This is a genomic window from Streptomyces sp. T028, assembly GCF_048159505.1.
Classification (GTDB): domain Bacteria; phylum Actinomycetota; class Actinomycetes; order Streptomycetales; family Streptomycetaceae; genus Streptomyces.
The window spans coordinates 84,930-98,126 of the sequence record NZ_JBLRVZ010000017.1; the positions used below are offsets into that span (position 1 = coordinate 84,930).

A 13,197-nucleotide genomic window follows, 5' to 3' on the forward strand; every position below is an offset into this window, starting at 1 on the left:
TCATCTCGAAGGCGCGCGGTGGAGGACCGGGCCGTTGCCTGGCTCGCTGCGCGCCGGGCCCTGCTGGACCCGCGCAACGCCCAGCCGGACACCGTACTGTTCACCCGCAAAGCCCTGATCGAGACGGCTTTTCTGGTGGGGTTGCGTGCCCGCCTCGACGACGCGCCTCTTTCCGGTGACTATGCGGAAATCCTTGAACAGGTCGAGGACGTCGCCCGGCAGCCCTCCTACCGGGAAATGGTCGCGCGGGACGAAACAGCTCTCCTGCTGTATGCGGGGACATACGCCGCACTGCGGCTCTGCGGCCGTGAGGACCCGGAATTCCGGCGCGTTGTCCAGCAAGCCTCGGGCGGCGGATACGCGGCGGCGTTCGAGCGGGTTCCCTATCGGCAACTGGATCTGCTCCACACCCTGTACCTGTGCGGCATCGAACACGATCTGTCCGCCATGGACACGGTTCTGCCGTTCAGCATTCTGTGCAGGCGTCCGAATGTCCTCAAACTGGCCGACCGTGACGTCTACGCCATCACTCACACGCTGTTCTACGTCACGGACTTCGGCCGGCGTGAGCCTGTATGGCCCCGCGGCTACAGCCCCGGCGAGGCCGTCGAACTCCTCGAAGCGCTCCTCGTCCTGGCCGAGGCACGCACGAACGCCGACCTGGTCGGGGAGCTGTTGTGCTGCCTGTACTGCCTCGGCGTCACCGACTCCGAAGCAGCACACCGCGCCTGGGAGTTCCTGGAATCAGTCCAGGAGGACAACGGGCGCGTGAACGGGCCCGAAGGGATCCTCCACCCCGGACTGGACAGTGACAACGCCGACTTCCGCCACTGGGCGGAGGGGTACCACACCACCATCGTCGCCGCCCTGGCCGGTCTCCTCGAGCGAAGCCCCCGACGCCTCGCCAGGCCACGCCCGGACCTGCCGGCCACGGACGTCCCCCTGACAGCGCCCCTCAGGCACGCAGTTCAGTGGCTGTGCGACGAGAGCATGAGGAAAGACCCACACGTGGGGCTCGCCGGGGTCACGGCCGCCGCTGTCGGGGCCGCCGCGATCGGCGAACACCACGTCGTCCGGCCCGCACTCGAACACTATGCGGCGAGCCTCGCCGACTCGGCCCCTGCCTTCTGGCAGGAACAGGGCATGGAAGTCGCGGGAGAGTTCGCCCTGGCCCTCCGCGCGGCGGGAACCGGCTGCCCCTCCCTGGAACACTTCCTCAAAGCCACAGCCGACGTGGTCGGCTCACTCGACAGCATCCCCGCCGACGTCTCGGACAATGTGCACCGGCTGATCGGACTCGGCTTCCTCAGCCCGTCTGCTGCCGCCGCCATCCCCCGCCAGACCGCGCCGCACGAACGACCCGGCTACCCTCTCCAGGCCGCTGTCTCCCTGTGCGAAGCCAGAAAGACCTACCACCTCGGCCGGCTCGCGGCCACCATCCGCGCCCTCGCCCAGGAAGGATGGGGCCGGCACCGCATCACCCTGGACGCCGTCTCCTTCCTCATCGCACAGCAGAACACGACAGGGGCCTTCGGATACCCCGCCTGCGACGACCCGACGACACGCGACCAGGCCCAGTACGCCTGGAGCCGAAGCGCGGTAACAGCCCTCGCGGCCGCAGCTCGTCCAGCCCGGCACCGGTGAGCGCGGTCCCAGAACAGGGTTACACGGGCTTCCAAAGACTTCCAGAGCAACGGGCGTCCCTCCCGCAGCACTTGCGTCTTGCGTCTTGCGTCTTGCGTCTTGCGTGACGCAAGTCATAACTCGCTAGAATGCGAAAGACTGTTGGGGAGCGTCTGTGGATTCCGACCTCGCGGTACCGCTTCATGCTGTCAGCGTCACCGGCATCGTCCTGAATGGCGACGGCCGCCTCCTTGCCATCAAGCGTGTGGACGACGGCACCTGGGTACCGCCGGGGGGACTGCTGGAGATCGGCGAAGGACTGGAGTCGGCTCTTGTCCGCGAGGTCCTCGAGGAAACCGGCGTAACCGTGCGGCCCGTAAGACTGACCGGCGTCTACAAGAACATCCCTCGTCGGACGATATCCCTCGCCTTCCTCTGTGACGTGCGGAAGGGCGAGCCGAGCGTTTCGGACGAGGCTTCGGATGTCGTGTGGATGACCCCGCAGGAGGCCTGTGCGGTGATGCCACCGCTGCGAGCGCTCAGGGTCCGTGACGCACTCGACACGAGCGGCCCGTTCGTCCGGTCCTACTAGCACGACCGGAGGTGCGTATCAAGTTCTATGCGCGCGTGCTGTGGGCGCCCGTTCTGCTGATGATCCTGGCGACCCTCGGCGTGCACGAGGCGACGGAGCGCCTGTCCATCAGTCGCGACTCCACCGTCATGGGGCTGCTCTCCCAGTTCGACGGCACTGCCACCACGGTCTTCGTGGCTCTGGCCACGTTACGCACATCGGTGAGATCCGAAACGCCTGGAGGAAACGCGCGCATGTGGCGTCGCTCGGTACGGTTCCAATTCGCAGCGGCGTTCGCGCTTGCCGCGTTCGTCGTCGCGACCGCCGCGGCCCACTACACCGATCTGGGCTCATGGGCGGTGGCGATCAACGTCACCACGACCACCACCGTGCTCTGGGCACTCGTCGGCCCCATCGAGTCGGCATGACCTTGCGACTCGAGTACGACCTCGTCCTCGCCCCGTCCTCGCACGTGGACCGGATCGTGGCCACCGTCCGGGCCGGACTGTTGGCACACCGCACCGACAGCCAGGTCGGGATCGACATGACCTACCGCACAAACCGCACACAGGACGACCTGAGGCTGTCGCTCAGTATCGACCTGGAACTCGAATCCTTCGGCATGGCCGAGCGCGGCTCGGCGGGGCTGGTCGCCCTGCTCGGCGGAACGAGCTTCCGCGATCCCGCCATCAAGAGCATGACGCTGAGCGCGTTCGGTTTCCTCGGCGACGACACGTTCTTCCCCGGCCCGGCCCGAGGGACCAGTCTCCTGGACGGCTCCGCCAGTCCCGCGCCATGGCTCTCGGTGCCCGTACCGAAGACGGCCGCCCGTCAGGCCTGGGACGACGTGAGCCGCACTCTGGTACGAGCTGGTGTGCAGGTCATCACCGACCTCAGTCTGAACGTGAACGACCATGAACTGACCACACGGGCCGCCGCCGTGGCCGAGGAGACGACGGCGGACCGCCCGGTCACCCTCTTCTTCAACGCGACGAGCAGACTCGACTACGCGGTCCGGCTCGTCGAGAAGATCGCCACGACACTGCAGCCACAGGTCCCCAACGTCACGATCGGCATCCGTCTGTGCCCGGTGGCCATGGGGTTCTCGGTCTTCGAATACCTACGGGCCTGGAACGTGCCGATCTTCGCCTACACCCTCACCTCATACCCCTCGGGCCGCACTTCCTGGAGCCAGTCCGCCTATGCCTCGATGATCCATGCCATGGGCGGCGACGTGGTCAACATAGGGCTGCTGAGCGTGCCCGCGCTGCACAGCGTGACCCTCTACGAAGCCATCATGCCGTTGTTGAGCAGGAGGAGCGGCAGAAGGGCCAGCCTGCCGGCGCTGACGGGCGGCGTCGAACCGCGCGTGGCCTACGCATACGCCACCGCGGTCAGCGATCCGGTGCTTCTGCACACCATGACCCCGATTTTCCGGGGCGGTCTCGAACGAAGAAGCATCCGCAAACGGGTCAAGGCGCTGCGCGAAGCGGTGGAGGCAGGCCGCCGGTCACTGGACGTCGAGCGGCTGTTCGCCGAGCGCAACTCCAGTGTCCGCAACTGGCAGGAACTCGAAGAGGAAAGGTGAAGGGACGGAAGTGAACGAAGAACGACAGCACGCCATGGGCACGGTTCACGTACTGGGGAGCGGATCGGCCAAGCCGAACGCGGCGCGGGCCAACGCGTCGTACCTGATCGAAACCGGAGGCTCGCTCCTGGCCATCGACTGCAGCGGCAGCCCCGCACACGAAATCCTGCGCCGCGGTCTCGACCCCGGGGTCCTCCGTCATCTCTACCTCACACACGGCCATGTCGACCACGTCTACGGCCTCCCCAGCCTGATCCACTCTCTGTGGATGCTGGGACTGTTCCGCGAGGAGCCGCTCTCCGTCCACGGCACTCCGGAGACGATCCGCATCGCGAGGTCGCTGCTCGCGCCCTTCGGTCTGGAGGAGCGCCGCAATGCCCCCCGCATCGACTGGCGGCCGGCCGACGCGGACCGCGCCGACGACCTCGAAAGCGTCGCGGGACTGCGCGTCAGCGCGTTTCCCGTCACGCACGGGGACACCGAGGCTCTCGGTTACCGAGTGCTCGACACCGTGTTCTCCGGGGACGCCGTCTGTGACGACCGTCTGGTGAGTGCGCTGGACGATTCGGTGCGGGCCCTCGTCGTCGACTGTGGCGGCGGCCTGTCCGGAAACGCCGGGCACGCAGGTGCCACGGACATCGCCGAGCTGGTGCGCAAGCTGGCGTCGTTGGAGGTGGTGCTGCTGACACACATCGGATTCCCGCCGTCCGAGGAGGAGGAGGTACTCGATGCCTTCCGGGGATGCGGGGCCGAGGTACGCATCCTCGCGGACGGTGATCGCCTTGCACTCGTCTGAATCAGTGGTCTTCTGCAGCATGGGGGGCTCCGGCTCGACCTACCTCAGACATGCCCTGGCGCGAGGCGGCCTGACCGTCCACAACAAGCCTGACATCATTCACCACCGTTACTGGGTGAAACAGGGCCGTGCGGCACAGCGCGACGAGTTCACCCGGCGGGCCGAGGGCTTCACGATGGACGCCACCGGCATCGCGGGCATCCGGCACTACCTCGACCGACTCGCCGCCACCCCGGCCACGACCGCCGTCCTGAGCACCTGGGCGGAGCAGCAGCTTCTGCGGCACACCCCCCGGCGACGCATCGTCTTCCTCCTGCGTGAACCCGCGGCGGCCTACCGCTCTATGTGCGAGCCCGACCGGCACGGAGACATCGCCGACGGGTACGGCGGCCCCGACTCCTGGTACGCCGTCTTCTACGCGGAGCGCTGGCGGAAGATCGCCGAGGAGTACCTGGCGCTGCGCGCGACCGGCTGGGACGTTTCGCTCTGGTCCTACGAGTGTCTGCCCGACCACGCCCGCAGGGACGGCTTCGGCGAGATCGTCACCGAGTGGCGGCGCTCCGAGCCCCGGCTGAAACCCGCGTTGCGGAACGAGACGATCGACCTGATCAGAACGTGCACCAGCGAGGTGCGCAAAGCCCTGGACGTTTCCGATTGGTGAGAGGCAGCCGCTATGGCCGAGGAGCCGACGATAATCGGCGACGTCGCGATGGGCAGGCGGAACACCTTCGAGCACGGCGTGGTGATCTCCGGCCCGGCGGTCATAGGGGACGACAACTTCTTCGGCGCGTACTCGGTCATCGGCGGACAATGCCGCCAGACACATCGGCAAGGCGCCGGCCTGCGGAGAACCGGCGTCGTCGGTATCGGCTCCGGCAACTACTTCGGTGAACACTCCGTCATGCACGCGCCGGTCGGCCGGGCCACGACCCTCGGCGACGACAGTTCCATAGGCGCCAACAGCCTGCTCGCCCACGACTCGTGCATCGGCTCCCATGTCACCCTGTCGGTCAACTGCGTCGTGGGCGGCCACAGCGTCATGCTCGACTGGAGCGGTCTGGGCATCGGCGCCTTGCTACACCCCCGAACGGTGATGGGCCACTGGTCCTTCGCCGGCATGGCCGCAGTGGTGACCCGCACGGTGGGCACGGGGCAGCTCGTGGTGGGCAACCCGGCGCGCTTCCTCCGTCCGAACTACGAGGCGTTCGTCCGGTCCGGCCTGGACAGCACCAGCCTGAGCGAGCTCCGCGAGTTCCTGGACACCGGGAAAGCCCCGCCGGGTCCGAGCCCGGTCGCCCGCGCGGTGGCGGAGTTCGAGGCGGCGAGGGCACGGACGGTCAGGAACCGGGTCCTGCGCAGTTGGTCCGACGTGGAGCTGGAACGATCACGTGAGATGACCCATGACTAGCGCACCCGTGTCGCCGACTCGTGCGTTGCCGTCGGTGCTTGCCGCCCGCTTCGTGTGCGGGGCACATCGAGGGCAGTTGACGCCGGTGACCGCGCCGCGTATGACCTTGGGGGCCGTCATGACCGCGACGACCGGCACCGGAACCACGGGCCGGGCGCTGCGCTCCGTCCTGTACGGCGTGAAGGGCGCGGTGGACGTGTGGCGCGACCGGCGGGCCATACGCGAGGACCACCTGCTCCGCGACGCCATGCTCGTGGCACTGCGCACGAGCTGCGACAGCCGGGACATCGCAGCGCTGCGCACATGCGGCCGGCGGGAACTCGTCATGTTGGGCGCGGTGGTGCCGAGAGCACGCCGTACCGAGTACCGCGACTGGAACAACTGCGCTGTGGCGGCCGCGCTCGTCAACGACAAGGCGGAGTGCAACCGCCTTCTCAAAGCCGCGGGGATCGAGGTTCCTCTTCAGACGCCGCTCGGCGCGGCGACGAAGGTGTGGGTGGGAGGAGAGGACGTCACCCCGGGCTGCCTGGTGCTCTCCCAGCAGGCCGTCCCGCACGGAACGTACTGGATGCTGAAGGACCGCTACGGCCTGCAGGGCGAGTCCGTGTGGGTCGCCCGGTCGGGCCATGGGCCGAGGTCGGGAGAACCCGCGCTGGAGGACCTCGTCCGCTCCGGTCGGCTGGTGGCCGAGGAACTGCTCGGGCCGGAGGACTGGTTCGCGGCGTCGGGTGACACCGCCCTGCCGACGATGAGGGTGGTCACCTCCAGGCTCCGGGGACGTGCGGAAGTGGCGGGAATGGTTCTGTTTCGCGGCGGGCCCGGAGCGGTGGCAGCCAACCGCAGACAGGGCGGTACCGCGCACGTGGTCCACGAAGACGGTTCCTGCGGGGACGGGCTGGACTCGCAGGGCGCAAACCGGGGCCCGTGCGCCTACGTCCTTCCGCTGTCCCGGGCGAAGGCCATGCGGCGCATGTGCACCGAGGCGCACGACCTGTTCCCCTGCGTCGGATCGGTCGGCTGGGACGTGGGGTTGTCGGATCGCGGCCCCTTCGTCCTGGAAGGCAACCCGAACTGGGGCATGAACGTGCCTCAGTTGTTGCCAGGGAGGGCCATGTTGGAGGAGTTCAGGACGACGCGTTTCCGGGCCGGTTGGTAGGGCACGGCAGCGGGCCCGGGGCTGGAGCTGGGGGAACGGTGATCGACAAGGCCGAGGTCCGCATCGAGCGGCTCGACGACCCGCGGTCGACCGCGTTCCGCTCGTTCGTGGATCGGGCCACCCTCGACAGCCTCGGCCCCATCCAGGAATCCCGCCGTCCGGCCGGCGGTCAGACGTACCTCTGCGCCCTGTACCGGGATCAGGTGATCGGCTGCACCTCCTGGCACAGGAGGCGCCGGCACGACTATGTGGACCTGGACGGGACGCCGGCCCACTCCATGAGCGTGTACTTGTGCTCGTCCGAAGTCCTTCCGGGATTCCGCGGGATGGGCATCGGCGGCATGCTCTACGCCCGCCGCCTCGTCCTCTGCGGCGGGGACACCTCTGCTGTCAGCATCGAGATCCTGGGACAGGGAACCCCGATGTCGGTCGATGACGAAGCCCTGCCCGGCCTTGTGTGGCACCTCGCGCGCGGCTTTGTGATCGTCGGCCACAGCTGTGAAGAGGACGCTGGTCCGGTACTCGCCCGCAGCTGCCGAACGGGTCGCCTCCTGAACGGAGATGACCGACAAGATGCCGCTGTCGCCCGGCATGCGGCCGAGAGCAGGAAGAAGTGATGTCATCCGTGACCTGTGTCTACCGACATAGGCGCACTTGACGTCACCCCAGGAGTGTGATTTACGCGACTTACGCCACGGGAACTGACACGCCGTACCCTGGCCGACCCCTGTGAAAGCGCAGGCAGTTGTCTTGATCGCCACATCCGTGGCATGCCGACCGTCCGGTCGGTCACGCCGTGCCATGCATCCGCGTCGCGCGTCGTCCGCAGGGGCGACATGCGCGCACAGTGGTTGCCGGTGGTGCCGGGTACTGTGTTGGGCTACCACCGCTCCCCGGAAGGTCCACAGCACGTTGTGGGTGGCCTGCAGGGTCCACGAACGTGGCCCGGAAAGGGGGCGGCCCGATGGCTGCACAGCCGGAGGGGCACCAGAACAACAAGGCGGACCGGCTCTACAGCAAGGCCCGCTGGCTGGGACCGATCTTCACGATCTACAAGATCGTGCGGGAGTTCCTGAGCCACTAAAGGGAAACCCCGGCCCGAAGGCCGGGGTGAACCCGTACTGGTGTTGCCAGAGGGCCTCATCTCTGCATGCTTGGCGGCTTCGGAGATGGGGCTCTCGCCTTTTCATGCGCGATGCCGACCGGGACGGCAAGGGTTGACCGCCTCCCGCGCGACAGACCCCATACTGCCTTGCGCGCGAGGTGGTTCGCGACACTTGCCCACAGGTTGAGCCGCAAGCGGGATCTTCGGTTCCGGTCCAGAACTCGGCGTTCGACCTGCTCAGAAATTTCGTGCACATGTGAAAGTGACGTAAGTCACAATGAAGATCGTGACTTATGACACACCACACCGCCCGAATTGCCCCAATCTACTGCGCGTAGATCACAACGCCGACGTGGCGGCGGGGAATCGTACAGGATGACACTGACAGCGCGACTCTCCACTTGACGCCGACCCGATCTCGTGCCAGGTGACCGGCGTTACGCCGTGTGCGTCACGAACCGCTCCGCCGTCTCGGCGAGCACCTCCCGTCCCTCCCGCGCCCACAACCCGTCGTTGAACAGCTCGACCTCGATCGCGCCCGTGTAACCGGCCTGCTCGACGTACGCGAGCCACTCGCGCATGTCGATCGCGCCGTCGCCGATCTGGCCGCGGCCGTTGAGGACGCCCTCCGGGAGGGGGGTGGTCCAGTCGGCCAGCTGGAAGGTGTGGATACGGCCGGCCGCACCCGCCCGGGCGATCTGCGCGGGGGCCTGGTCGTCCCACCAGATGTGGTAGGTGTCGACCGTCACGCCGACCTGGTGGGCCGGGAAACGTTCCGCGAGGTCCAGGGCCTGGGTGAGGGTGGAGACCACGCAGCGGTCCGAGGCGTACATGGGGTGGAGGGGTTCGATGGCCAGCTTGACGCCGTGTTGTTCGGCGTAGGGGCCCAGGACCGACAGGGCGTCCGCTATGCGTTCGCGGGCGCCGTGGAGGTCCTTGGAGCCGGGCGGGAGGCCGCCCGAGACCAGGACCAGGACCTCCGTGCCCAAGGTCGCCGCCTCTTCGACCGCTCGGCGGTTGTCGTCCAGGGCCTTGGTGCGTTCGGCCGGGTCGATCGCCGTGAAGAAGCCGCCCCGGCAGAGGGTGGTGACCGTCAGACCCGCGTCGCGGATCAGTTCGGCGGTGGCCTCCAGGCCGTACGTCTGGACCGGCTCGCGCCACAGACCGACGTTCGTCACGCCCAAGTCACCGCATGCGGCGGCCAGTTCGGGCATCGACAGCTGCTTCACCGTCATCTGGTTGATGCTGAAACGCGCGAGATCGCTCACTGCGTCACTCCGTACAGGGCGAGGAGGGTCTTCATACGGTCCTCGGCCAGCTTCGGGTCGGGGAACAGGCCCAGGCGGTCGGCGAGTTCGTAGGCGCGCGCGAAGTGCGGGAGGGAGCGCGCCGACTGCAGGCCGCCGACCATCGTGAAGTGCGTCTGGTGGCCGGCCAGCCAGGCCAGGAACACCACGCCCGTCTTGTAGAAGCGGGTCGGGGTCTGGAAGAGGTGGCGGGAGAGGTCGACCGTGGGGTCCAGCAGGGCGCGGAAACCGGCCTTGTCGCCCGTGTCCAGGAGCCGTACCGCCTCCGCCGCCAGCGGGCCCAGCGGGTCGAAGATGCCGAGCAGGGCGTGGCTGAAGCCCTGCTCGTCGCCCGCGATCAGCTCGGGGTAGTTGAAGTCGTCGCCGGTGTAGCAGCGGACGCCCTGCGGGAGCCGGCGGCGGATGTCGATCTCGCGCTGGGCGTCCAGGAGGCTGACCTTGATGCCGTCGACCTTGTCGGGGTGCGCGGCGATGACCTCCAGGAAGGTGTCGGTCGCCGCGTCCAGGTCGGACGTGCCCCAGTAGCCCTCCAGCGCCGGGTCGAACATCGGGCCGAGCCAGTGCAGGATCACCGGCTCGGAGGCCTGGCGGAGGAGGTGGCCGTAGACCTCGAGGTAGTCCTCGGGGCCGGAGGCGGCCGCGGCCAGGGCGCGGGAGGCCATCAGGATCGTCTGGGCGCCGGAGGCCTCGACGAGGGCGAGCTGCTCCTCGTACGCCGCCCGGACCTCCGCCGGCGAACCGGAGATGATCTGGTCGGTGCCCACGCCGCAGGCGATGCGGCCGCCGACCGCCTTCGCCTCGGCGGCGCTGCGGCGGATCAGTTCGGCCGCGCACGCCCAGTCCAGGCCCATGCCGCGCTGGGCGGTGTCCATCGCCTCGGCGACGCCGAGCCCGTGCGACCACAGGTGGCGGCGGAAGGCGAGGGTGGCGTCCCAGTCGATCGCGGCGGGGGAATCGGGGGTCGCGTCCGCGAACGGGTCTGCCACGACGTGCGCCGCCGAGTAGACCGTACGGGACGTGAAGGGGGTGCCGGGGGTCAGCTGGAGCGGTTCGGTGCGGGGTTCGTACGTCCGCAGCGTGCCGTCGGGGGCGGGCAGCTGGATGGTCACAGCGCGATCTCCGGGACGTCGAGGCGGCGGCCCTCGGCCGAGGACTTCAGGCCCAGCTCGGCGAGCTGGACGCCGCGGGCGCCGGCGAGGAGGTCCCAGTGGTAGGGGGCGTCGGCGTAGACGTGCTTGAGGAACAGCTCCCACTGGGCCTTGAAGCCGTTGTCGAACTCGCCGTTGTCCGGGACCTCCTGCCACTGGTCGCGGAAGGAGTAGGTGGCCGGGATGTCGGGGTTCCAGACCGGCTTGGGGGTGAGCGAGCGGTGCTGGACGCGGCAGTTGCGCAGGCCGGCCACCGCGGAGCCCTCGGTGCCGTCGACCTGGAACTCGACGAGTTCGTCGCGGTTGACGCGGACGGCCCAGGAGGAGTTGATCTGGGCGATGGCGCCGCCGTCGAGCTCGAAGATGCCGTACGCCGCGTCGTCGGCCGTCGCGTCGTAGGGCTTGTCGCTCTCGTCCCAGCGCTGCGGGATGTGGGTGGCGGTGAGGGCCTGGACGGACTTCACGCGGCCGAACAGCTCGTGCAGGACGTACTCCCAGTGCGGGAACATGTCGACGACGATGCCGCCGCCGTCCTCGGAGCGGTAGTTCCAGGAGGGGCGCTGGGCGGTCTGCCAGTCGCCCTCGAAGACCCAGTAGCCGAACTCGCCGCGGACGGAGAGGATCCGGCCGAAGAAGCCGCCGTCGATGAGGCGCTTCAGCTTGAGCAGGCCCGGGAGGAACAGCTTGTCCTGGACGACGCCGTGCTTGATGCCGGCCGCGTTCGCGAGGCGGGCCAGTTCCAGCGCGCCGTCGAGGCCGGTGGCAGTCGGCTTCTCGGTGTAGATGTGCTTGCCCGCGGCGATCGCCTTCTTGAGCGCCTCCTCGCGGGCGGAGGTGACCTGGGCGTCGAAGTAGATGTCGACGGTCGGGTCGGCGAGGACCTCGTCGACGTCCGTGGCCCAGTGCTCCAGGCCGTGCTGCTCGGCGAGCGCCTTGAGCGCGTGCTCGCGGCGGCCGACGAGGATCGGTTCCGGCCACAGCACGGTGCCGTCGCCGAGGTCGAGTCCGCCCTGTTCGCGCAGGGCGAGGATGGAGCGGACGAGGTGCTGGCGGTAGCCCATGCGCCCCGTCACGCCGTTCATGGCGATACGCACCGTCTTGCGTGTCACGTCGGTCCCTTCGTAGGCGTAGTACGCGGTGGTGTGCGCCGCGTACGCCTCTTCCTGATCAGCGTCACAGCAAGCGCTTTCTATCCAAGAAGAAGCTAGCCTCTGACCAGTGGTCCGGACAAGACCGTGTCCATCCCGAGTTGTTCGAGGGGGCGAACAGCAGGGGGTTGTGGCCTTAGGGTCTGCTCGACACGCCCGGAACCGCGACCGCGGCCGGGCTGTCTTACGTGGACGTGTGAGTACGTGGACGTATGGGGACGTACGACGAGATGCGTGACCGGAGGACGACGAGATGACGGTGACCCTGGCGGACGTGGCGGCCCGCGCGCAGGTCTCGCCCGCGACGGTGTCGCGCGTGCTGAACGGGAACTATCCCGTCGCCGCATCCACACGTGAGCGGGTGCTGCGGGCGGTGGACGAGCTGGACTATGTGCTGAACGGGCCCGCGAGCTCGCTCGCGGCGGCCACCTCCGACCTGGTGGGGATCCTGGTCAACGACATCGCCGACCCCTTCTTCGGGATCATGGCCAGTGCGATTCAGGGGGAGATCGGGGGGCCCGGCGGGCGCGCCGGGGGCGAGCGGCTGGCGGTGGTCTGCAACACCGGGGGTTCGCCGGAGCGTGAGCTGACCTACCTCACGCTGCTGCAGCGGCAGCGGGCCGCGGCCGTGGTGCTGACCGGCGGGGCCATGGAGAACGAGCCGCACGCGGCGGCGGTCGCGGCGAAGCTGCGCAGGCTGGGCGAGTCGGGGACGCGGATCGTGCTGTGCGGGCGGCCGCCGGCGCCGGACACCTCGGCGATCGCGCTCACCTTCGACAACCGTGGCGGCGGGCGGGAGCTGACCGAGCACCTCATCGGGCTCGGGCACCGGCGGCTCGGGTACATCGCCGGGCCCGAGGAGCGGACGACGACCCGGCACCGGCTGGAAGGGCACCGGGCGGCGCTCGAGGCCGCGGGGATCGAGGAGGATCCCCGGTGGACCGTGCACGGGCGGTACGACCGGCGGGCGGGGTACGAGGCGACGCTGGAGCTGCTGCGGCGGGATCCGAGCCTGACCGCCGTCGTCGCCGCGAACGACTCCGTCGCGCTGGGGGCGTGCGCCGCCTTGCGGGATTCCGGGCTGCGGATTCCGGACGACGTGTCGGTGGCCGGGTTCGACGATCTGCCGTTCAGCATCGATGCGGTGCCTTCGCTTACGACCGTTCGGTTGCCGTTGGCGGAGGCGGGGGCGCGGGCCGGGCGGATCGCGACGGGGCGGGAGGAGCCGCCGCCCGGGGGGATCGCGACGGTTCGGGGGGAGTTGATGGTGCGGGGGTCCTCCGGGGGGCCGCGGGGGTAGGTTGCCGTTTCCTGGCTGCGGCCGGCGTGTTGGGGTGACCGTCTCTC

13 protein-coding genes are annotated in these 13,197 nt (G+C 68.8%); 10 read left to right on the forward strand and 3 right to left on the reverse strand.

Annotated elements, in window-relative coordinates:
* The first annotated feature begins 18 nt into the window (after window positions 1-18).
* From ACLZN2_RS17520 to ACLZN2_RS17560, 9 genes are all read left to right on the forward strand, one after another.
* Window positions 19-1,644 (forward strand): DUF6895 family protein, encoded by a 1,626-nt coding sequence (locus ACLZN2_RS17520; RefSeq protein ID WP_416979410.1) that lies wholly within the window; start codon window positions 19-21, stop codon window positions 1,642-1,644.
* Window positions 1,645-1,798: 154 nt separating this feature from the next.
* Window positions 1,799-2,215, forward strand: coding sequence for an NUDIX hydrolase (locus ACLZN2_RS17525; protein WP_416979411.1), 417 nt, complete (start codon window positions 1,799-1,801; stop codon window positions 2,213-2,215).
* Window positions 2,216-2,226: 11 nt separating this feature from the next.
* Window positions 2,227-2,622: a hypothetical protein gene (locus tag ACLZN2_RS17530; RefSeq protein WP_416979412.1), complete on the forward strand. Its 396-nt coding sequence runs from the start codon at window positions 2,227-2,229 to the stop codon at window positions 2,620-2,622.
* A complete protein-coding gene (locus tag ACLZN2_RS17535; protein WP_416979413.1) occupies window positions 2,619-3,782 on the forward strand; it encodes a hypothetical protein in 1,164 nt (387 codons plus the stop codon). The genes ACLZN2_RS17530 and ACLZN2_RS17535 overlap by 4 nt, the downstream gene beginning before the upstream one ends.
* A gap of 10 nt (window positions 3,783-3,792) precedes the next feature.
* On the forward strand, window positions 3,793-4,578 hold the full coding sequence (locus tag ACLZN2_RS17540; RefSeq protein WP_416979414.1) for an MBL fold metallo-hydrolase: 786 nt from the start codon (window positions 3,793-3,795) through the stop codon (window positions 4,576-4,578).
* Window positions 4,579-4,693: 115 nt separating this feature from the next.
* A complete protein-coding gene (locus ACLZN2_RS17545) occupies window positions 4,694-5,239 on the forward strand; it encodes a hypothetical protein (RefSeq protein WP_416979415.1) in 546 nt (181 codons plus the stop codon).
* A 12-nt stretch (window positions 5,240-5,251) separates the two neighbouring features.
* The gene (locus ACLZN2_RS17550; RefSeq protein ID WP_416979416.1) at window positions 5,252-5,986 is read left to right on the forward strand and encodes a hypothetical protein; all 735 of its coding nucleotides are present in this window, start codon (window positions 5,252-5,254) and stop codon (window positions 5,984-5,986) included.
* A 118-nt stretch (window positions 5,987-6,104) separates the two neighbouring features.
* Window positions 6,105-7,142, forward strand: a complete 1,038-nt coding sequence (locus ACLZN2_RS17555; RefSeq protein WP_416979417.1) for a sugar-transfer associated ATP-grasp domain-containing protein — start codon at window positions 6,105-6,107, stop codon at window positions 7,140-7,142.
* 38 nt (window positions 7,143-7,180) lie between these two features.
* Window positions 7,181-7,759 carry a GNAT family N-acetyltransferase gene (locus ACLZN2_RS17560; protein ID WP_416979418.1) on the forward strand — a complete coding sequence of 193 codons (579 nt, stop codon included), beginning with the start codon at window positions 7,181-7,183 and terminating at the stop codon, window positions 7,757-7,759.
* A gap of 925 nt (window positions 7,760-8,684) precedes the next feature.
* Here the strand turns inward: ACLZN2_RS17560 and ACLZN2_RS17565 are convergent.
* Genes ACLZN2_RS17565 through ACLZN2_RS17575 form a run of 3 tightly spaced genes read right to left on the reverse strand, consistent with a single transcriptional unit; the run spans window position 8,685 to window position 11,811 of the window.
* Complete coding sequence (locus tag ACLZN2_RS17565) at window positions 8,685-9,515, reverse strand: sugar phosphate isomerase/epimerase family protein (protein ID WP_416979419.1); 831 nt, start codon at window positions 9,513-9,515, stop codon at window positions 8,685-8,687.
* Entirely contained in the window at window positions 9,512-10,663 is a 1,152-nt protein-coding gene (locus ACLZN2_RS17570) for a dihydrodipicolinate synthase family protein (RefSeq protein WP_416979420.1), read from the reverse strand. The genes ACLZN2_RS17565 and ACLZN2_RS17570 overlap by 4 nt, the downstream gene beginning before the upstream one ends.
* Window positions 10,660-11,811, reverse strand: coding sequence for a Gfo/Idh/MocA family protein (locus ACLZN2_RS17575; RefSeq protein ID WP_416979421.1), 1,152 nt, complete (start codon window positions 11,809-11,811; stop codon window positions 10,660-10,662). The genes ACLZN2_RS17570 and ACLZN2_RS17575 overlap by 4 nt, the downstream gene beginning before the upstream one ends.
* A gap of 292 nt (window positions 11,812-12,103) precedes the next feature.
* Between ACLZN2_RS17575 and ACLZN2_RS17580 the strand changes: the two genes are divergently transcribed.
* Window positions 12,104-13,150, forward strand: a complete 1,047-nt coding sequence (locus tag ACLZN2_RS17580; protein ID WP_416979422.1) for a LacI family DNA-binding transcriptional regulator — start codon at window positions 12,104-12,106, stop codon at window positions 13,148-13,150.
* Window positions 13,151-13,197 lie beyond the last annotated feature (47 nt).